Origin of the sequence: Butyricicoccus sp. AM05-1, from assembly GCF_003474415.1 — a bacterium.
Classification (GTDB): Bacteria; Bacillota; Clostridia; order Oscillospirales; family Butyricicoccaceae; genus Agathobaculum; species Agathobaculum butyriciproducens.
Genome location: NZ_QUDG01000002.1, coordinates 180,689 through 200,136, shown reverse-complemented (window position 1 = coordinate 200,136; position 19,448 = coordinate 180,689). Strand labels below are relative to the sequence as shown.

Here is a 19,448-nt window from a genome sequence, read left to right as displayed (position 1 = left end):
GACTTTCTTTACAGAAATTTTGTTTGCTTTCCACATCATTTGAGCGGAAATGACAAAATAACGTACAATTCGATATAAATTTGTTCAGAAAATATGGCGGCGGATGAGATCAAGCGCGGTAGAAGCAGCCTGCATGCGCACGCGGTCGCGGCCGAGCGAGGACTGCATTTTGCGGGTAAAGAACTTGCCGTCGTACCAAACGCTGATATAGACCAGACCGGTCGGCTTGTCCTCGGTGCCGCCGCCCGGGCCGGCAATGCCGGTGATGCCTACGCCGATGTCCGAGCCGAGCGCATTTGCAACGCCGACAGCCATCTGCTCTGCGGTTTCGGGAGATACCGCGCCGACCGTGTCGAGGGTCTCCTTCTTCACGCCGAGCACTTTCATCTTGACACTGTTGCTGTACGAGCACACACCACCGAGGTAGTAATCGGACGCGCCCGGGATGTCGGTCAGACGCTTGGACAGCAGACCGCCGGTGCAGCTTTCGGCTACCGCAAGGGTCAGCTTGCGCTCGCGCAGGCCGTCGCCGACTACCTGCTCGAGAGAGTCAACATCTACGCCGTAAACATCGTCGCCGAGCAGCTTCAGGATTTCGTCAACGACCGGATCGAGCATCTTCTCGCATTCTGCTGGGGTGTCCGCCTTAGCGGTAACGCGCGCGAAGCACTCCGAGGTGCGGGCATACGGCGCGATGGTCGGGTTTGCGCTTTTTTCCATCATGTCATGCAGGATATTCTCCATGTTGCTCTCACCGAGACCAAATACGCGGATGTTGCGGGATACGATGCAGCCGCCTGCCAGCTTGTACAGATATGGCATTGCACATTCCTTCCACATCGGGTTGCATTCGCGCGGAGGACCGGGCAGCATGAGAACGTGCTTGCCGTCGGCTTCAAATGCACAGCCGGGCGCCGTGCCCCACAGATTGGTGAATACGGTGCAGCCCTCGGGCAGCCATGCCTGCTTTTCGTTGTTCTTGGTCATTTCGCGGCCAATGGTCTTGAAAAAGTCGGTCAGACGGTCCATGGACGGCTGATGCAGTACCATCTTTTTGCCGAAAACGGTTGCCAGCGTCTCCTTGGTCAGATCGTCAAGGGTTGGGCCAAGGCCGCCGGTGGTGATGATGATGTCAGCACGGTCCTTTGCCTCACGGACTACGCGCTCGAGACGCGCCGGATTGTCACCGACAACGGTCTGGTAGAATACATTGATGCCCAGCTCGGACAGACCCTGCGAGATGAGCTGTGCATCGGTGTTTACGATGTCGCCCAGCAGGATCTCTGTGCCGACTGCGATAAGTTCTGCGTTCAATGGATTTTCCTCCTTTGGAAAAACGTGATAGAGGTTATATTGCAGGGCGGGGTGTCCCCGCCCTGCGGCATAGCGAATACCTGTGTTTACGGCAGATGAATAATCTCCACACCCTTAACCGCCTCGTCCACGAGTGCTTCAACGTCGAGGTGGCTCTCCGCCTCGAGGATTTTCGGCATCTTCGGCTTGGTATTCGGGTGCTTCGGGGTGAATACGGTGCAGCAGTCCTCGTAGGGCAGGATAGAGGTCTCAAAGGTGTCGATCTTACGGGCAATCGTCACAATTTCCTCCTTATCCATGCCGATGCAGGGACGGAACACCGGCAGGTCGCACACCGCGCCGGTAACGGCCATGGCGGGCATGGTCTGGCTGGCAACCTGACCGAGCGACTCACCGGTGATGAGTGCGCCGCAGCCGTACTCAACAGCTACGCGCTCGGCAATGCGCATCATAAAGCGGCGCATGATGAGCGTGAACAGCTCCTCGTGGCACTTGTCGCGGATCTCCTCCTGAATGTGGGTGAACGGCACGACCATAACGCTCATGCGGCCGCACCATGCGGTCAGCTTGCGACCCAGCTCAAGCACCTTCTCCTTAGCGCGCTCGGACGTATACGGATAGCTGAAAAAGTGGATGCCACACAGTTCCAGACCGCGCTTGGCCATCATCCAGCCGGCAACAGGGGAGTCGATGCCGCCGGAGAGCAGCAGCGCTGCACGGCCGTTCGAGCCGATCGGCATGCCGCCTGCACCCGGAACCGGACCGGCGTGAACGAAGGCGTATTTTTCGCGCATTTCAACGTGCACGGTCAGGTCGGGATGGTGCATGTCCGGACGAACATCCGGGAACAGATCAGCAAGCTCGCCGCCGACGTGCTGGCTGATTTCGGTGGAGGTCATCGGGAATTTCTTGTCACCGCGCTTGGACTCGACCTTAAAGGTCTTAGCCGCCGCAAAATTGGGCGCCAGGTAGTCCTTTGCGGTCGCAATGACGCTTTCGAGCGTCTTTTCCGGGCAGACCGCTGCACGGGAGATGGTGGCAAAGCCGAATACGCGGCTTGCGCACTCCATAACCGCATCTGCGTCCGCATCGTCCGGAATCTCCACATAAACGACCGACTGGCGCATGGTGATCTCGCAGTCTGCAACGTGCGCCATGCGGCGCTTGAGGTTTTTCAGCAGACGATCCTCAAAGGTTTTGCGGTTGAGTCCCTTGAGGACGATCTCACCGCACTTGAGCAGTAATACTTCTTTCATTTATTGTCTCCTTGATGGTAAATTTATTTGTTTGCGCTGATGATGTCCTTCTCCTCAGCGGTCATCAGGCTGTCGCGGTCGGCGCTGTCCGAGCCGAACTCCAGCTTGGTTTTTACATAGTCATCATCCGGCAGGTTGAACACCTGTGCCAGATAGTTTAAGTAAACGTCCGCCATGATTTCCAGCTTGCCGTAATCGGTTTCCCACGGTACGAGCGACTGCGTGCCGACGCTGACCGTGCCGTCCTCCCGGCGGTCAATCTTGACCGGCAGACTGCATTCCTCCGCACGCTTTTCGGCAGTGTCCGGCAGGCTGTCGTAAAGGCCCTCCATCCAGAAGCGGCATTTGCCGTCATATACGGCGAGCTGCTGCTCCGAGCCGTCCGGTTTGGTGATGGTTTTGTATTCCATGTTATTCTCCTTGTTTTTCCTGTACTTCAATCTGTCCGCGTGCCGCCGAAACGACCACGCAGTATTTTTCGCTGTCCTTGTATGCACGGAAGCCGTAATACCCGAGCGGGTCTTTCTCCTCGGGCATGGTGCAGCCGATGCCGGTGTCATCCGGAAGGGTAGTCCAAAATGTGCCGCTAAACTCTATTTTGAAGCGGTATAGATCGGTGTAGCCTGCTTGTTTGACCAGCTTTTCCGCATTGGATGCGCTGATTGGACGAACAGCCAGCAGAAAGACCCCCATCGTAACCAGCATGGTCACCATAACCGTAACAGGTACGGCAGGAACGGTTTTCAGATGCAGCTTAGAGATGAGAGCAATAACCACAATACAGGTCAGTGCAAACCAGTATTCAAAGTGGTACGGTTCGGTGATGAGAATAACCGGTATGCTGACTGCAATCGTACACCATAAGAGCTGATACAGCCGTATCCGCAGAAAGGCTGTCGGGTAGTTCCACTGTGTTGTATAGGTCTGGTCGTCAATGTTGGAACGAAGAGCAAATACGATACATACCGCACATATGGAACCGGTAAAGAACGGCTCCTGCAGCAGCATTCCATCATATACGGCAAAGTGCAGATAGAAGATTATCGCTGTACATACCAGACAAATCAACGTGTTTATAACCACTTTTCTCATAACCCTACCTCCTCGCAATAATTCCTAATTACGAATTAGCTTATCTGCGGAACATTTTCGCGCCCTTTTTGACCGCAGCAACAAACGCATTCACATCTTCCTTTGTGTTGAACGGTGCAAACGACACGCGCAGCGCGCTGTCCGTGCGCGCCTTCGGCAGACCGAGTGCCTTGAGCACACCGCTCTGCTTGCCCTTGGAGCAGGCTGAGCCGCTGGAAATGTAAACCTCGTCCCCCTCGAGTACATGCAGCATGACCTCGCTCTTGCAGCCGGGCATGGAAAGATTGACAACGTGCGGAATATCGCCTTCGCCGTTAATTACAGCATCCGGCAGCTCGGCGGCCACCTGCTGCTTGAGGTAGTCGGCCAGCGCCTGCACATGGGCGTAATCCTCGTCGAAATGCGCCATGCGAATCTCGCACGCCTTGGCAAATGCGGCAATATTCGGCACGGCCTCGGTACCCGGGCGCATGCCGCGCTCCTGACCGCCGCCGAACGTCAGCGGAGGCAGGCGCAGGCCCTTTTTCACATACAGCGCACCGATGCCCTTGGGTGCGCCGATCTTGTGGCCGGAAACGCTCATCAGGTCGCAGTTCCATTTTTTCGGCGTCAGGCGTACACGGCAAAGACCCTGTACTGCATCAATATGGAACAGCGCCTTGGGTGCCTTGGCCTTGAGCAGCTTTCCGAGCTGTTCGACCGGCTGTACCGTGCCGATCTCGTTGTTGACCAGCTGGCAGGAGAGAAGAATGGTGTCCTCGGTCAGTGCTTCGCTCAGCACCTCGGGCGTGATGTGACCGGTTGCGTCCGGTGCAAGGAAAACTACGTCGAAGCCGTCCGTAGCAAGCTGCTTTGCGGTGTTGACGGTTGCCGCGTGCTCGATCTCGGTCGTGATGATACGGCCCTTTTTATGTCGGTTGAGGTGAGCGGTACCGCGCAGGCTGATGTTGGTGCTCTCCGTGCCGCAGGCGGTGAAATATACTTCCTCGGGCAGACAGCCGAGCGCAGACGCGACCGTCCTGCGGCTGTCCTCAAGCAGATGCGAGGCCTCCAGACCCATGCGGTGCAGGCTGGACGGATTGCCGAACTCCTCGCACATCGCGTGAACGGCCGCTTCGGCTGCTTCGGGCAGCACGCGGGTCGTCGCCGCGTTATCAAGATAATGCATAGAAAAACGAACTCCTTCATCGGGACAGACCGCCGTGCGGCCATACTTCCCGCTATTATAAAATATTTTACAACGGCGGGCCGTCTTTTACAAGACAAAAACGTGCAAAACGGCATTGAAAAGTAGAAAAGGGTATGCTATAATTTTAAGGGTATGGCTGTTACCTATTATAAGTATACTGCGTGACAAGAGCACGTTGCAGATAGAAAGGGAGGAAATCCTATGCCAGGTAAGGTAATTCTCGGCGCCCAGTGGGGCGACGAAGGCAAGGGTAAGTTTATTGATATTTTCGCAGGCAAGGCGGATCTGGTTGTCCGCAGCCAGGGCGGCAACAATGCCGGTCACACCGTTGTAGCCGGCGGTGAGAAGTACAAGCTGCAGCTGATTCCGTCCGGCATCCTGTATCCGGAGTGCGTCAACGTCATCGGCCCGGGTGTTGTTGTCAATCCGAAGGCTGTCCTCGGCGAGATCGACGGCCTGCACGAGAAGGGCGTTTCCACCGACAAGCTGTTCATCGACGCACGCTGCCACTGCATCATGCCGTGGCATCTTGAGCTGGATGCGCTCAGCGAGGCGGAGAAGGCCAAGGAAGGTACCGCAATCGGCACCACCAAGAAGGGCATCGGCCCGACCTATATGGACAAGTCCGAGCGCAGCGGCATCCGCATGCACGATTTTGTAGACGCAGAGCGTTTCGAGGAGGTTATCCGCGAGACCTGTGCCCGCAAGAACCGCGTGATCACCGGCGTTTACGGCGGCGAGCCGATCGACGCGGACGCTGTTATCGCAGAGTACAAGGTTTACGCAGACCGTCTGCGTCCGATGGTGCGCGACACCACCGTTATGACCTATGATGCTATCAAGTCCGGCAAGGAAGTGCTGTTCGAGGGTGCACAGGGCACGCTGCTCGACCTCGACATGGGCACCTATCCGTATGTTACCTCGTCTCATCCGGTAGCAGGCGGCTGCTGCATCGGTTCCGGTGTAGGCCCGACTGCCATCAACGAGATTATGGGTATCTTCAAGTCCTACACCACCCGTGTGGGCGAGGGTCCGTTCCCGACCGAGCTGTTCGATGAAACCGGTGACTATATCCGCAATGCAGGCGGCGAGTTCGGTACCGTTACCGGCCGTCCGCGCCGTACCGGCTGGTTCGACGCAGTCGTTGCACGCTATGCGGTTCGTGTAAACGGTCTGACCGACGTTGTCATCAACAAGATCGACCCGCTGCGCGGCCTGCCGAAGCTCAAGGTTTGTGTTGCATACAAGCTGAAGAACGGCGAGACCGTTACCGAGTTCCCGGCAAACTTCATGGATTTGGTAGACTGTGAGCCGGTTTACGAGGAGTTCGACGGCTTTACCGAGGATATCACCAACTGCCGTTCCTTCGAGGAACTGCCGGCAACCGTGCAGTCCTACATTAAGGAGCTGGAGCGCATCATCGAGTGCCCGATTACCATGCTTGGCGTAGGTCCTGCTCGTGATCAGGTTATGACGATCAAAAAGTAAGCGCAAACGATAAAAAACAGGCTTCCGAATGGGTGTCTCATTAAGGGATTTTATTCCTTGGAAAAATATCGGCATAGTCGATTTGTTCGGCTATGCCGTATTTTTATGCCATCGGAAGTTCGCATTCTCCGATGTAGTTGAACACAATGCAGATTCTTCTTGTTTTTACGCCGTTGATCTTTTCGGTTTGATGGACATAGACCTTTTCGACAAAGGCTCTGATAATTTCTGGGGTAAGTTCCCGGATATCCGTATACCTTCTGACCAGCTTGAGGAAACTATCTGCATTGGCGGTACTTTCCTTTGCTGTGCTGATAATCTGATTCAGTTCGGCCACCCTGGCGGTCAACTGTTTCTGTTCAGCCTCATAGGTTTCGGACATTTTCATAAAACGCTCATCAGAAATCTTACCTTCCACATTGTCCTCATAAATCCGTTGAATCAGTATATCCAGTTTTGAAATACGTGCCGATGCCTGTTCGTATTCTTTTTGGCTGTCCCGGATTTCCTTCTCGACAGCCTTGGTCTTGGCTTTTGTGACCATAGCCAGAAATTCATCTTCGTGTTCCGCAGCGAACTTCATCATACCCCGAATGTGCAGGAGAATCAGCTTCTCAAGGTCTTCATTCTGAATCAGATGGGAGGTACACACATTTTTGCCTTTCTTTCGGTATGTAGCACACACCATGTATTCCTTCTGTGGAAGATTATGCCCACGGACCTGGTAAAGCTTCGCTCCGCAGTCTGCACAGAACACCATGCCGGATAGAACGGGCATCTCTCCCATAGGGGTGATACGACGTTTGCCGTCTCGGATTCGCTGCACCGTGTCGAAAGTTTCTTGGTCAATGATTGCCTCATGGGTGTTCTCAAAGACCGCCCATTCCGAAGGATCATTCTTAACCTTTTTCTTGCTCTTGTAGGATTTCTTCTGTGTTTTGAAGTTGACAGTGTGTCCAAGATAGGCAGGCTGCTCCAAAATATCAGAAATTGTTCTTGTTTGCCAGAAACACTCTTCCTCCGGCATCTTGGCGGATGTCGGAAGACCGTTTTTGTGGCAATATGCCGCAGGATTCAAAATTCCCTCAGAAGTCAACTTTTTCGCAATCTGTGTAGGACCGTAGCCCGCAACACACAGGTGAAATATCTTCTTTACTACTTCCGCAGCCTCGGCATCAACCACCCAGTGATATTTATCATCCGGGTCTTTTTTGTATCCGAAGGGCGGTATTGTGGCGAGTGGCTTACCCGACATTCCCTTTGCTTTGAACACAGCCCGAATCTTTTTTGAAGTATCCTTGGCATAGAATTCGTTAAAGAGATTAATGAAGGGTGTGAAATCACTGCCTTGCTGATTGGCGCTGTCCACGCCGTTGTTGATTGCAATAAAGCGAACATCCGCATCTGGGAAGGTGACTTCTGTGTAGAAACCTACTTTGAGGTAGTCTCTGCCCAATCGGCTCATATCTTTCACAATGATAGTGCCGACCCGTCCGGCATCCACTTCTGCCATCAGCCGTTGGAAGTCCAGGCGGTCGAAGGTCGTACCGCTGTACCCGTCATCTACGAAAAAGGATGTGTTCTTGAAACCGTTATCATCAGCATATTTCTGTAATATTAACTTTTGGTTTTTGATACTGTTGCTGTCACCCTGGAGTTCATCATCACGGCTCAATCTGCAATAAAGGGCGGTGATTTTTTCAGGGGCTGCATCATAAGGCTGTCTATTCATTTTTTGTTTTCTCCTTTCCGACAGCCTTCGTACGGAAAGTGCCCATTTGGGGCAATTACATATTCCCGTACTATTCGGCAAAAGTCGAGTCATTTTATGCTGATATTTGTGTCTTTTCTGATAACTTTTCGCGGTCATTCATGTGCGCCATAATGAGTCGTTTCACCTTGGAATAGGCGTCTTCCTTTGCCTTTTCGCCGGCTATGGCTTCTGCGATGTACAGAGTGCCTCCAAGCATCAGTTCGGACACACAAGGGGTTTCTTTATTGATAATCATGTGTCCACATCCTTTCATGGGTGCCCATGAGGCGGAGAAAGTCCACCCCACAGGCTGATAGAGCAAGATTTTAGATAAGTTTGTTTATGCCGTTACTTTCATGACCTTAATGGCTTCCGGGCGGATGAGTTTGCCGTCCAGATACTCAACGGCCAGATAGCCGATCTGGTCATATACAGTGAATACCTCTGTGATGGCTCTTGCGGACAGAGGCTTGCGACTGATGACATGGTAGTAGCTGAAATCACCGAAGGCTACTGCCTTGGCACCTTTGCCAATGGAAGGCATATCGTTGCAGATGTGGACAGGCTTGCCGAGGAGAGAATCGGCATCTCCACGCCACAGATAATTGCCATGCTCATCTTTGAGGGAACGAAGGTACAGAGCCGTATCATCATTCATAAGCCAGCAACCGTTCTTGCGATACTCGGACTTAACGGAGAAGTACAGACTGTGGATATCATCGAATGTCACATTCGCAGTGCTTACACCGGTTTCACCACCACCTTTGTCCGCCAGAATACCTGTGGGCATTTGGACACCTGTGCCGTTGACGAATGCCCAATCTTCAATCCTACCGAGATTCTTGGCAAAACGCTTCACCAAGTAGTTCTCCATATCAAAGGCAGCGTCATCGATAAAATCCTCATCCAGTTTTACGAATGCGACAGCCTTGTAGAAGCCCACATTATACTTGGTGAAATCTTCCATGCTATCATACATGGGGATTTCACCGCCTTCAGGCACCCATGTAGCCACATCCTTGGTATCCGTCCCCATCAGCTTATAGTCCGTGCCATAAGCGTGGATGGTGGTGGCAATCTGTCTGAAGATGCTTTCCTTTTCCAGTTCTGCCATACATTTCTTGGATGTAGCGGTAGGGAGCAGATAAGTTCCGATATTTGCCATACGTCCCATATCCAATTTGTCATATGCGGCGTTATCACCACGCATGGCATTCCAAAAGTGCTTTTCGTATTCCAGCTGCCCGGTCATAATCATGCTTTCTCTGAAATTACTCATAACATGAATCCTCCTTAGTTTTTCTTGCAGTGTCTGCATTCGTACAGAATCAGAATATTGGAATTGATAGGTCCATCAATGGGAGTGAGGTTTCCGTTGCACTTAGGGCATTTGATGCTCAGAGGCAGACAGTCTGACAGACGCTTCGGCTTGCCGGAATGCAGACGGTAGCTATTGTTTCTCTCATCGATAAGATAAAAATCACAGATGCTGTTTGCGTACTCCTCGGTATAAGTGGTATTAACGGGAATCATGTAGTCACTGCCTTTCTTGGAAGGTGTGAGTTTGTAAAGATATACCATAGTTTTTTCCTCCTTATGGTCTTGAAATTGTGCTTAAAAATGGTTAGGGGGTTATACCCCATTTGAAAAGGTGTTTTTGTGCGTGTGACCCTCGCGCCGTTCCCCAGGGAACAAGGTCCCGGAGATTTTTACCGCCCCTCCTTCAGAAGATGAAGGGTTTGCTGATATTGGTCGCAGACAGGCGGATACCCGACTTGCGTTCATGCTCCTGCGACCATGCGGTGAGTCCGTTATCTATGATGTACCGTTCCATGTCTGCATAAGACAGAAAGTGTACCGAGTATGCATTCCCGGTAATGAGCTGCCAGCGTGGAGGGTCTGCCTCTTCGCTGCACATGACCATCACGGGCATCCCTCGGCTGTTACCGAGGCCATCGAACGGACGGTACTTGCCGCCACTGTAGTCAGTCTCTTCTACAAAACCAAGGTCGATATTGTGCTTGCTCATGGTTTTCTCTTTTCTCCGTGGATGTCCACGGTTCTCAATCTTCGCATCAGTTACCACAGCCCATAGGCATCACCCCCTTCACAGGGGGCATATGTGGCAGTATTATTAGGGTATTTCTATATTTTTTCTCTATATGAGAAATAACCCTATATACTTGCCACAATGCCCCGTTATAAGAATTCCGAAATCAAACGGTAACCTGTGATGACTGTGGTCTTTTCGCCGTCCCCTTTGGGACGTTTGCGAACCGCTGTGGCTATGGGTGCGATGCTCTGCTTGAAGTTTTTCATGTTTTCTGCGTAGTGACCGTTTTCCTCGCACCAACGCTTATAGCGGTAGTAGACCTCGGAGGTACGCACCTCATAAGCATCCCCGGATTCCATGCAGTCCTCAAAGAACAGAGCAATCTTGTCACTGTCATGTCGGTACTGTGCCGTTGCTACTCTTACGGATGGTGGCGGTGTCAAACCTTCCTTCTGCAGGAGGTCATAGCCTTCCAATAACCAGTTGAAGATAGCGCTCTGCACCTCCGGCTTGGAAAAGTACTGCTTCAATCCTTTATCCTGTTCGCCTTCATCGAAGTGTCGGTCAAACGGAATGATGTACAAGCGTCCGCTGGCGAATACGGTCATATCCGTGATGGTCGGCAGATAGTTCGTGTTCACATAGAACTTATGGGTGCTGCGGAAGTCAAAGCTGTTTTCGTGGAGATATCTGGCATTGATTAGGTCGTTGCCTGTCAAAGTTTTCAACTGTGCTGCGTTCAGCACCAGCCCCTTTCCCGGTTCGGATACTGTTACGAAACGCACTCCGGCAAGCCTTGCGATATCCTCCGATGGCTGTGAGGAATCAACGGTCGGTTTCATGGCAAGCGTCTCCGGGCGTGTAGTACATCCGTATCCGCCGAGGACTTTCAACACCGCCTCGCACAGAGTGCTTTTCCCATTACGGGTACTGGCACCATAGAGGATGGTAAGGCACTCATAGTGGGTATCCCCGGTAAGACCATAACCGAACAGCTTCTGCATGAATTTTGCTTTCTCCTTATCACCGCTCATAATCTCATCGATGAATTTCTCCCAACGCTCACAGTAGACATCCGGGTCATAGACCACAGGCGAGATTTTCGTCAGCTTGTCTTCACTGCGATGTTCCGTATAGGAGCGTGTGTCCAAGTGCAAGGTGCAGTTGCTGCAGTTGAACACATGGATATCGGAATCGAATTCCATTGGGTCAATAGGATGGTATACCTGGGCATCTTTGAGAATATTCACCCGGTTCGGATGCCTTTGCCAGCGTTTGGCATACTCCATATAGCCTTTGCGGGTATGTTCATCAGTAATCTTTAAAGCGTACATATGGAGGAGATTTGCCAGTTCCATACAGTATTTCATGGCTTTCAGTCCGCCTACATCCTGCTGCCAAATGCCTTCCTCGTAGTAAAACCAAGACTTGCGTTTCGGCACATAGCGGATAACAGATTCGTAGAAATCTGCAAGCAGCTTTCCGGTACCGATGTCCGACCAAGGATATGCGCCCGTGTCCATAGGGTTCAGTTCCTCCAGACGGTGCATGGCATCATCAAAGTTCTCCGCAGCATCCGTCTTGATAATGGGAGCATAGAACTCCTTCATACCGCTGACCGCTCTGCGGATGGTCATCATGCCATAGGTTTCGGCGCCGTGGCACTCGTCCCATTTTTTTCTGGCGAGTACCCATGTGCGGTAGATGCGGTCTATCTGCTGGGCATTGCCGTTGCAATAGAATGCCAGAATAGATACCAGCGCAATGTCAGCTTCGCTCTGACTCGGATAGCCGGAAATATCTCCGTTCCACAAGGTGCGTAACTTCTGCCCGTTTTTGGCATTCATGGCTTTTTCCAGAACACTGGCATCGGAGAGGTAACTGTCTCTGGTGAGGATGGCATCCATATCAGAATCCGTTACAGACTGTTCTCTCCTCATGTGTGTTTCCATCAACCAGCGGATACCTTCGTCCTGCACAGAGGCGTTTCCGTTTTGGATGCAATCCCCGGTAACCATGAGGAAACGGTTGGTGTATCCTGCAATGTATAGTTCGTAGTTGCCTTTCTTTATATAGAAGGCTTTCTTATCGAACACAAAATCATCTGATATCTTGCAGATGATATGGATACCAGTCCTGCTCGGGCTGATTTCCACATAGGCATCCGGGAAGTGGTCGATGACCGTCTGCGCCCAGGGAACAACGCTGCTGTTCTCCACACAGTGGTCAAGGTCGATAAGGGCAAGATTCCTTGATGCCCGTGTACCAATGCCATCGAACTTCACCACAGCCTTGATAGCGGTATCGAAATCCGAGAAGGTGTTCGGAATGTTCACACTGGCATTACCGCCTGTGCAAGGGTTCTTGGGAATCTTGTCCGGCTTTGCCTTTCCGGGCTTCTGCTCATACTGCCAACAGCACCATTCAGCTGTGTCTTTCAGGTGCTGTGGTATTTTTTCATGGTTCATATCTAACCTCCTTGTCTCGGTGATAGAGGCTTTCCCTCTGTCCATATGCGAAAACAAGAAGTAAATCGAACCCCCTAAATGCAAAAAAATAAGAGCAGTCTTGCGACTACTCTGCTTTGCATTTCTAACTATTTTGTTGACTTTCTATCTTGTATGAGTTAAAATATGTAAGTAAACTTACATATTTATTTTTGGAGTGAAGAACATGAATGACCATTCTTTTGGTGCATATTTACGGTCATTGAGAAAAAATCAAACTCCGCCCATGACTCAAGAGCAATTAGCCAACGCCATTAATCGGAGCAAGATGACTGTCAGCCAATTTGAAAAAGGGAAAAACGCTCCTCCGCAAGGAGAACTGTTAGAAAAAATCATTTCTGCATTATCCCTGACTCCTGAACAGGAAAACAAGCTACGATTCCTGTCATCAGAAACACGCAAAACAATACCTGGTGATATTGAATCTTATTTTTTTGAAAACCCTTCTATTTGTAAAGCTATAAGAGCTGCACAGGCATCTTCGGCTGATGATTCATTCTGGAATGACCTGTCAGAACGGATTGGTAAGCCCGATGAGTAAAAAGACTAAAGAACAGATCAGTTTCAATATGCGACGTGTCAAAAACAAAGATTCTGAAATTGAATTACTTCTTCGCAGAGAACTCTGGTCTCGCAATTTGCACTACAGAAAAAATGTGAGGTCCATTTTCGGAAAGCCTGACATTGCATTTATAGGAAAGAAAATCGCAGTGTTTGTTGATAGCGAATTTTGGCACGGCTACAACTGGACCGAAAAAAAGAAAGAAATCAAGAGCAATCAAGAATTTTGGATTGCTAAAATCGAAAGAAATATGCAGCGCGATGTGGAAGTCAACGAACACCTGCAATCGGAAGGATGGATTGTCCTAAGATTTTGGGGTAATGATATTAAGAAAAACTTGACTGCTTGTGCCGATATCGTTGAATCTGCATTTAGGGAGAGATGACTTATGCCTTTTACAACAATTGATTTGTGCGCCGGAATAGGCGGTATACGAAAAGGCTTTGAACTAACAGGGTATTTTACAAATTTGATGGCTGCCGAAATCGATCGGTATGCTTGCATGACATATCAACATTTATATGGCGAAGACGCTAACAATGACTTGACGAGCGAAGAGTTCAAAGCCGCATTAGACGAACTACATTATGATGTTCTGCTTGCCGGATTCCCTTGCCAGACATTCAGTCGTGCAGGATTGGAAGAAGGTTTTGATAATGAAGAAAAAGGAGTTATTTTTAACCATATTGCGGAAATCATCCAACGGACACGCCCAAGGGCCGTGTTCCTTGAAAATGTAGACAATCTTGTCCGGCATGATAAAGGAAACACTTTTCGTATCATAATACATACTTTGGAAGAAGTCCTAAACTACAAGGTTATTGGAGTTAATTATAATATCCTCGGTGAACTCAGTTATAACGGCAAAGATTTTATTAGAAACTCTCGTAACTTCGGCATTCCTCAAAATCGTCCACGCACTTATCTTATGGCATTTGACCGTCAACGTTATGGCACAGATGCACTCCTTGGAATTGAAAATCTTCTTCCTATAGAAAATGACTGGTATTTGTATGAAGATTTGAATGAACTCCTTGAATTCCATGCCGAACCCAAATACTATATGGCTTCCGGTTATCTTGATACGCTCATTCGCCACAGGGAACGAGAGCATAAGAAAGGAAACGGATTTGGCTACCGCGTTGTCAATGAGCCTGGTATTGAACACCCTGTAGCAAACACAATAATGGCCACCGGGGGGTCTGGAAAGGAACGCAATCTTGTTTATGATCCCCAGGAGGGCATTGCCGGAATGACTGTACCTACAAAGAAAACTGTATTAAATGATAGAGGTATTCGTGTGATGACACCTCGAGAATGGGGCAAGTTACAGGGATTTATCAACTATGCATTCCTTGATGAAGATGGTGTCGATCATTTTTCTTTCCCGCCTGAAGTTTCACCTGTTCAGCAATACAAACAATTCGGAAACTCAGTTACTATTCCGGTCATAGAAACAATGGCGGAATTTATGGTCAATTGCTTTAGAGTTCTTGGAGATATTCCAAACGAATAACAAAATGCAGAGGATAATAGTCCTCTGCATTTTTCATATTAAGCACTGCCTGAACAATATATTATTCGTTACATTTTAAAATTATACTATATATTTTAAAAATATATTGACAAATATATTTTTGTTTGATATTATAAATACAAGAAGTGGCACGCTTCTATATTTCTCGTTATTATTCGAAAATGTAATCCGTATTTTTAAAATGGAGGTCATACTATGGCAGCGAAAGAAACCAAGCGTGAGCGTTTTGTAAGACTTGCTGAAGCTCGTACAAACAAAATCATTGATATGATGAAACTTCTTGGAAATTGCTCCAGCACCGCTAACTATGAATATACCGAAGCTGATGTTAAAAAGATTTTCGGTGCTATCGAACATGAACTGAAAAACACAAAGGCTAAATTCAATGGCAGCGATTCTGTTAAGGAAGAGAGATTTACATTAGATTAAACAAAGAGGTGACTGCGAATGACACAAATTGGTTGGCGTTTTCCTCCCTTATCAGGCGGAACCCGGCAAGGATATACTAATAACGATATTGAAGTTTTCAAGGGGCAGGAACTTATTGATAACCTTGCAAGAGAAATTTGCCAGAATTCCCTTGATGCCCATCTTGAAAATACTGACGCTCCCGTGAATGTTGTATTCGAACTCAGACAAGTGAATACGGTTCAATATGATGTTTTTTCTCAATACGGAGAATGTCTTAAGGGCTGTCGCAACTATTGGGGTGATGAAATGGATGCCAAGCTGTTTCGTTTTGTCACCGGAGCCGAAACGACTCTACAGCAGGAAACCATTCCCGTATTGATTGCAAGTGACTACCATACCAAAGGATTGAGCGGAAGCCATAGCGGAAAGCTGTCATCTTCGTGGGAAGCCTTGACCGGATCAGATGGTGTTTCCGTTAAAAGTGACGAAAACAGTGCGGGTTCATACGGAATCGGAAAAAATGCACCTTTTGCCTGCTCTTCGCTTAGTATGGTTTTCTATAACACACTTGCCGAAGACAATGAAAGTGCTTTTATCGGTGTTGCTCGTCTTGCCACTCTTCTGAACTCTGACGGAAAACCCACACAGCGTGTCGGAAAATATCAGAATAACGATGAGGAAAACGAAACATGGAAACCCATCTTTGATACCGACACTAATGCATTCCGTGACTGCTTTATCCGTACCGAAAGAGGAACGGATGTAATAATTGTCGGTTTCACACAGTCTGTCAACTGGGTTAAAAATGTAACAAAAGCTATTCTCAAGAATTTTTTCGTTGCTATCAGTGAAGGTAGACTCATTGTGGAATTAAAAGATTCTACCGAACACCGTGTGATTGATGCAGACTCTCTGTCACAGATTTTCTCTGATTTATCAGATGACCAGGAGATGGTTGCCACAGCGCAACTATATAAGGCATTTACCTCACCCGATTGCAAAAAATCTCTTGAGGTGTTAGAGCCAGATGATGTAGAGGTCTATATTAAGTCTGATAGCAGTTATAAACGTACTATTGCCAATTTCAGAGCAACAGGAATGCTTGTCGGTACATACTTCAAGAGGATTTTCCAGCATTATGCGGCGGTTGTAATCGTTCGTGGTCAGAAACTCGGAGAACTATTAAAGGATACCGAACCACCAAGGCATAACAGATGGGATTACAAACAAATTGAATCCTCTGACAAAGAAAAACGTAAACTTGCAAGACAATCTATCCAGCAAATTGATGATTTTGTACTGGCACTTTTGAAGGCTCAATTCGAAATTGTCACCGAGGATACTGTCGATGCTGCCGGAGTCGGTGAATATATTCCTGATGATATTGATGGTCTTGGCGGACAATCGGAAGGTGACGATATCCTGAAAGTCAAAATAAAAATCGGCAAAATCAAAACAAATCGCACCCAGCAGGGTACTACCACACAGGTTGCGGTACAAGAAGAAGGGACAGAAGAAGAAGGAGATGTACACAACCATACTCGTAATCCCAATCCGATGCCTCCGAAGCCTCGTCCTCCGAAGCCTGTTACTCCTGACCCGGATGATCCGAATCCACAGCCTGGTGCTACTCCCGGAAATGGTATGAAGACTGTGAATACTCCTAATCTTACGGCGCAGAGAGCATTTCCTATCAGTTCTTCCCAGGGACTTTACAAGATTGTAATCAAACCTACCGAAACTTATGAAAATCTGTATGTAGAGTGCTTTGCGGTCGGTGAGGACGGTCGTTCTGACGCTCTTGAAATGGAATCTTTCACTTATAACGGAAAGAGCATAAAAATTGTCGGAGGAAAGGCTGGGCCTATGAAGGTTGATGCCGATACCGCCGCAATGTTCTTTGTGAAATTTGTAAAGAAGGAAAAAATGAAGCTCAGCCTGCATTTAACGGAGGTGGTTAAGAAATGAAAGCAATCAAAGACGAGTTTCCGAATCCTGTGTTAGCTGCGGGACGTGATGATTATATTGACAGTTGTAGTTTTCGTACCGTCTTCGATGAAAATGAAATTATTGTAGACGCTGAAAACATAGTTATCCCCACGAAGTATTCGCTTGTTTGCAACGGATTACAGACTTTAATTGATTCTGGGGACGCTGTGGTAGTAATCAGCGTCAAAAGTAGTGCGGCATCATATAGCAAGCTTTTCAAATTTCCGGTAGGGTCTACAGAAATGCCGATATCTGTGCCGAAATTCTCCGTAGTTACTAAAATGGATATTGTCGGCTCTGTTATTGCTGCTCATAATATCGATAATTTCCGCTGTGATGGTGAATTTAATGACCTATACTTCGGTACCGCTACCTTTGAGATTCGCAAAGGAGATATTTTGGCAACAGAAGATAGTCGCTCGGTTTATGTAGATGATACGGAACTTGAAAAGCCTATTTCTTCTATCTTCGATATCAGCAGACACGATGACCAAGAATCAGATGTTGTTCCCAATTTTGAGGATGAGAAGATTCAGATTTTCCTCAAAAATGAATTATATGATTTGTATTACAAATTCAAAGATTTTAATAATGGTGTTTTGAGAAGATATGCAGCAGGAGTAATTGTTTACCCGGTTTTAGTTGAAGCTGTCGGATATGTAATTAGTCACTACCAGAACGGTGGCGAGTCAGATGACGGAACCGGATACAGTGGTAAGCGCTGGTTTAGAGCAATAGATCATAAAGCAGATGCAAAAGGAATCGACCTGCGCAGTTACGAAGGTTATCCAACTACACTTGCAAACGATATGCTCGGAGATATTGCTCTCGATGCTCTTAAGAGTTTTAAGGATACTTTAGACAGTGAAATGAATAGCGGTGAAACACAAATGATAGGAGGTGTTGATTAATGCTTTTAGGATATTTTACAGAAGAAGCCTATGAAAAACTCCTCCACGAGATCCCGCAAAATGCTGACAATTACTCTTCCAACGAAGACTGGCTGCCTACTTATTTCGGTAGTTCCGATGGATATTTCAAAACATCATCTGTAGATGTCAGTATGTTTGTGCCTTCGTATACTCCCGGGAAAAAAGATGATGCTCAAAAATCTCAGGAAGATTTGGTTAACACAAGGCTCATATATGAAGCCTTTCGTAACCTTACACCCTTGCAAGCATCAAATAAGTATATGTGGACATATCTTTGCCATGCTGTTCCTGAATACAAATCTTATATTCAGGATCGTTGGATGCAGGAAGAACGTTCAAACACCATTAAAAATAGGTTTTTCGTCACAACACCCGGTAGCCTTTTAAATGACAATGCGTTGTCCCGCCTTTGGTGGTATGGCTATCTTACCTATGATCGCCACAGCAGTAACCACTATGCCTTAACTGAAATTCTTTTTACAAATCAGACAATCTGTACCGATGTTATGGACACATTCAATCGTATGAATTATGACCGTATGCGTGGTGTGTTGATGGCAATTAAAGATTTTAAAGAAGAAATTTCAGACAACGAGGGAATTACCGACTATTTCCGTGAATGCAAAAAGTATTTGAATCATTACGCAGCAGTTACAACTTTGGAATTTCTTGATAGTGATGAAATCCGCGATCTTGCATTCAACTGTATGATGAAGCTGCGTGAGGAAAAACTCAACGGAACATCTACTAATGTAAAGAACAAGAGAAAGAAAAAGAAATGACACATTATTTAGACCGCATATGGCTTTATTCTGAATTCTATGGTGAACACCTCCGAATTTCGGTACAATTACATGAGGACGGTAACAGCTATGCTGCGTTCTTACTTTTGTTTAATATTCTTGAACTTCTCTGCAAGTCATTAAAGGAATCTGATGACGGAAATGTAGTATCAGATATCAAATGGATGCTTGATAATGCCCTAATAACTCCGGAAGAAGAGGCATTTCTAAACGGTCAAGATGGTATCCGAAAAATCCGTAATATTATGACACACAGAAATCTGTATGAATACTGTTTTGAGGATGACGGAATTGTCTATTCATTTGCAAATTCCGAGACTTGGGATATAGCATACGCAAACTATGCTCCTCACATAATTGAGATAATGTACAATGCAATCGTAAATAAAGGCTGAACAGCTAATAGTGCCTACCCTCAAAATATGGGGATGGGCACTACTTACATATATTTAGCAATTCCGTCTGTCCACTCGTTCAGTGAGAGTATCCGTCAAGTTCTTTCTCTTAGTATTCTTGATAACAACCACAAATATGGAACAAATACCATACGGTAAAAAATAAA

General features: G+C 47.9%; 20 protein-coding genes. 9 read left to right on the top strand and 11 right to left on the bottom strand.

Annotation, left to right across the window (positions count from 1 at the left end; translation table 11 throughout):
- Positions 1–84: 84 nt before the first annotated feature.
- The 5 genes from DW088_RS04910 to DW088_RS04890 form a co-directional block, all read right to left on the bottom strand.
- Positions 85–1,314: a competence/damage-inducible protein A gene (locus tag DW088_RS04910; RefSeq protein ID WP_117489678.1), complete on the bottom strand. Its 1,230-nt coding sequence runs from the start codon at positions 1,312–1,314 to the stop codon at positions 85–87.
- 86 nt (positions 1,315–1,400) lie between these two features.
- Positions 1,401–2,570 (bottom strand): tRNA uracil 4-sulfurtransferase ThiI, encoded by a 1,170-nt coding sequence (thiI, locus tag DW088_RS04905; RefSeq protein WP_110435324.1) that lies wholly within the window; start codon positions 2,568–2,570, stop codon positions 1,401–1,403.
- A 23-nt stretch (positions 2,571–2,593) separates the two neighbouring features.
- Positions 2,594–2,980 carry a hypothetical protein gene (locus DW088_RS04900; RefSeq protein WP_118359942.1) on the bottom strand — a complete coding sequence of 129 codons (387 nt, stop codon included), beginning with the start codon at positions 2,978–2,980 and terminating at the stop codon, positions 2,594–2,596.
- A gap of 1 nt (position 2,981) precedes the next feature.
- Complete coding sequence (locus DW088_RS04895; protein ID WP_118359940.1) at positions 2,982–3,662, bottom strand: hypothetical protein; 681 nt, start codon at positions 3,660–3,662, stop codon at positions 2,982–2,984.
- A gap of 40 nt (positions 3,663–3,702) precedes the next feature.
- Positions 3,703–4,830 (bottom strand): cysteine desulfurase family protein, encoded by a 1,128-nt coding sequence (locus DW088_RS04890; protein WP_118359938.1) that lies wholly within the window; start codon positions 4,828–4,830, stop codon positions 3,703–3,705.
- Positions 4,831–5,052: 222 nt separating this feature from the next.
- On the opposite strand from DW088_RS04890, the gene DW088_RS04885 reads away from it, so the two are divergent.
- Complete coding sequence (locus DW088_RS04885) at positions 5,053–6,339, top strand: adenylosuccinate synthase (RefSeq protein ID WP_118359936.1); 1,287 nt, start codon at positions 5,053–5,055, stop codon at positions 6,337–6,339.
- A 103-nt stretch (positions 6,340–6,442) separates the two neighbouring features.
- Here the strand turns inward: DW088_RS04885 and DW088_RS04880 are convergent, their stop codons facing one another.
- The 6 genes from DW088_RS04880 to DW088_RS04855 form a co-directional block, all read right to left on the bottom strand.
- Positions 6,443–8,071 (bottom strand): recombinase family protein, encoded by a 1,629-nt coding sequence (locus DW088_RS04880; protein ID WP_118359934.1) that lies wholly within the window; start codon positions 8,069–8,071, stop codon positions 6,443–6,445.
- 94 nt (positions 8,072–8,165) lie between these two features.
- Entirely contained in the window at positions 8,166–8,348 is a 183-nt protein-coding gene (locus DW088_RS04875; protein WP_118359932.1) for a hypothetical protein, read from the bottom strand.
- Between the two features lie 84 nt (positions 8,349–8,432).
- Entirely contained in the window at positions 8,433–9,371 is a 939-nt protein-coding gene (locus DW088_RS04870) for a phage major capsid protein (protein WP_158574613.1), read from the bottom strand.
- A 14-nt stretch (positions 9,372–9,385) separates the two neighbouring features.
- Positions 9,386–9,673 (bottom strand): hypothetical protein, encoded by a 288-nt coding sequence (locus tag DW088_RS04865; RefSeq protein WP_118359928.1) that lies wholly within the window; start codon positions 9,671–9,673, stop codon positions 9,386–9,388.
- Positions 9,674–9,815: 142 nt separating this feature from the next.
- Positions 9,816–10,121, bottom strand: a complete 306-nt coding sequence (locus DW088_RS04860) for a hypothetical protein (protein ID WP_118359926.1) — start codon at positions 10,119–10,121, stop codon at positions 9,816–9,818.
- A 170-nt stretch (positions 10,122–10,291) separates the two neighbouring features.
- On the bottom strand, positions 10,292–12,613 hold the full coding sequence (locus tag DW088_RS04855) for a phage/plasmid primase, P4 family (protein ID WP_118359924.1): 2,322 nt from the start codon (positions 12,611–12,613) through the stop codon (positions 10,292–10,294).
- Positions 12,614–12,818: 205 nt separating this feature from the next.
- On the opposite strand from DW088_RS04855, the gene DW088_RS04850 reads away from it, so the two are divergent.
- The 8 genes from DW088_RS04850 (at position 12,819) to DW088_RS04820 (ending at position 19,281) form a co-directional block, all read left to right on the top strand.
- Positions 12,819–13,193, top strand: coding sequence for a helix-turn-helix domain-containing protein (locus DW088_RS04850; RefSeq protein WP_118359922.1), 375 nt, complete (start codon positions 12,819–12,821; stop codon positions 13,191–13,193).
- On the top strand, positions 13,186–13,599 hold the full coding sequence (locus tag DW088_RS16030) for a very short patch repair endonuclease (RefSeq protein ID WP_199720410.1): 414 nt from the start codon (positions 13,186–13,188) through the stop codon (positions 13,597–13,599). Before DW088_RS04850 ends, DW088_RS16030 begins: the two co-directional genes overlap by 8 nt.
- Positions 13,600–13,602: 3 nt before the next feature.
- Entirely contained in the window at positions 13,603–14,730 is a 1,128-nt protein-coding gene (dcm, locus tag DW088_RS04845) for a DNA (cytosine-5-)-methyltransferase (protein WP_199720409.1), read from the top strand.
- A 216-nt stretch (positions 14,731–14,946) separates the two neighbouring features.
- The gene (locus DW088_RS04840; RefSeq protein WP_118359920.1) at positions 14,947–15,180 is read left to right on the top strand and encodes a hypothetical protein; all 234 of its coding nucleotides are present in this window, start codon (positions 14,947–14,949) and stop codon (positions 15,178–15,180) included.
- A gap of 18 nt (positions 15,181–15,198) precedes the next feature.
- On the top strand, positions 15,199–17,130 hold the full coding sequence (locus DW088_RS04835; protein WP_118359919.1) for a hypothetical protein: 1,932 nt from the start codon (positions 15,199–15,201) through the stop codon (positions 17,128–17,130).
- Complete coding sequence (locus DW088_RS04830; RefSeq protein WP_118359917.1) at positions 17,127–18,062, top strand: hypothetical protein; 936 nt, start codon at positions 17,127–17,129, stop codon at positions 18,060–18,062. Before DW088_RS04835 ends, DW088_RS04830 begins: the two co-directional genes overlap by 4 nt.
- Complete coding sequence (locus DW088_RS04825; RefSeq protein ID WP_118359915.1) at positions 18,062–18,865, top strand: DUF6339 family protein; 804 nt, start codon at positions 18,062–18,064, stop codon at positions 18,863–18,865. Before DW088_RS04830 ends, DW088_RS04825 begins: the two co-directional genes overlap by 1 nt.
- Positions 18,862–19,281, top strand: a complete 420-nt coding sequence (locus tag DW088_RS04820; protein WP_118359913.1) for a hypothetical protein — start codon at positions 18,862–18,864, stop codon at positions 19,279–19,281. The genes DW088_RS04825 and DW088_RS04820 overlap by 4 nt, the downstream gene beginning before the upstream one ends.
- The last annotated feature ends 167 nt before the right edge of the window (positions 19,282–19,448 follow it).

Excerpts from the sequence above, each read along its gene's own strand:
- dcm (WP_199720409.1), top strand. The coding sequence starts at position 13,603 with ATGCCTTTTACAACAATTGATTTGTGCGCCGGAATAGGCGGTATACGA.
- DW088_RS04880 (WP_118359934.1), bottom strand. The coding sequence starts at position 8,071 with ATGAATAGACAGCCTTATGATGCAGCCCCTGAAAAAATCACCGCCCTT.
- DW088_RS04820 (WP_118359913.1), top strand. The coding sequence starts at position 18,862 with ATGACACATTATTTAGACCGCATATGGCTTTATTCTGAATTCTATGGT.
- DW088_RS04865 (WP_118359928.1), bottom strand. The coding sequence starts at position 9,673 with ATGGTATATCTTTACAAACTCACACCTTCCAAGAAAGGCAGTGACTAC.
- DW088_RS04855 (WP_118359924.1), bottom strand. The coding sequence starts at position 12,613 with ATGAACCATGAAAAAATACCACAGCACCTGAAAGACACAGCTGAATGG.
- DW088_RS04900 (WP_118359942.1), bottom strand. The coding sequence starts at position 2,980 with ATGGAATACAAAACCATCACCAAACCGGACGGCTCGGAGCAGCAGCTC.
- DW088_RS04830 (WP_118359917.1), top strand. The coding sequence starts at position 17,127 with ATGAAAGCAATCAAAGACGAGTTTCCGAATCCTGTGTTAGCTGCGGGA.
- DW088_RS04860 (WP_118359926.1), bottom strand. The coding sequence starts at position 10,121 with ATGAGCAAGCACAATATCGACCTTGGTTTTGTAGAAGAGACTGACTAC.
- DW088_RS04840 (WP_118359920.1), top strand. The coding sequence starts at position 14,947 with ATGGCAGCGAAAGAAACCAAGCGTGAGCGTTTTGTAAGACTTGCTGAA.
- DW088_RS04835 (WP_118359919.1), top strand. The coding sequence starts at position 15,199 with ATGACACAAATTGGTTGGCGTTTTCCTCCCTTATCAGGCGGAACCCGG.
- DW088_RS04875 (WP_118359932.1), bottom strand. The coding sequence starts at position 8,348 with ATGATTATCAATAAAGAAACCCCTTGTGTGTCCGAACTGATGCTTGGA.
- DW088_RS04890 (WP_118359938.1), bottom strand. The coding sequence starts at position 4,830 with ATGCATTATCTTGATAACGCGGCGACGACCCGCGTGCTGCCCGAAGCA.
- DW088_RS04895 (WP_118359940.1), bottom strand. The coding sequence starts at position 3,662 with ATGAGAAAAGTGGTTATAAACACGTTGATTTGTCTGGTATGTACAGCG.
- DW088_RS04885 (WP_118359936.1), top strand. The coding sequence starts at position 5,053 with ATGCCAGGTAAGGTAATTCTCGGCGCCCAGTGGGGCGACGAAGGCAAG.
- DW088_RS04850 (WP_118359922.1), top strand. The coding sequence starts at position 12,819 with ATGAATGACCATTCTTTTGGTGCATATTTACGGTCATTGAGAAAAAAT.
- DW088_RS16030 (WP_199720410.1), top strand. The coding sequence starts at position 13,186 with ATGAGTAAAAAGACTAAAGAACAGATCAGTTTCAATATGCGACGTGTC.
- DW088_RS04870 (WP_158574613.1), bottom strand. The coding sequence starts at position 9,371 with ATGAGTAATTTCAGAGAAAGCATGATTATGACCGGGCAGCTGGAATAC.
- thiI (WP_110435324.1), bottom strand. The coding sequence starts at position 2,570 with ATGAAAGAAGTATTACTGCTCAAGTGCGGTGAGATCGTCCTCAAGGGA.
- DW088_RS04825 (WP_118359915.1), top strand. The coding sequence starts at position 18,062 with ATGCTTTTAGGATATTTTACAGAAGAAGCCTATGAAAAACTCCTCCAC.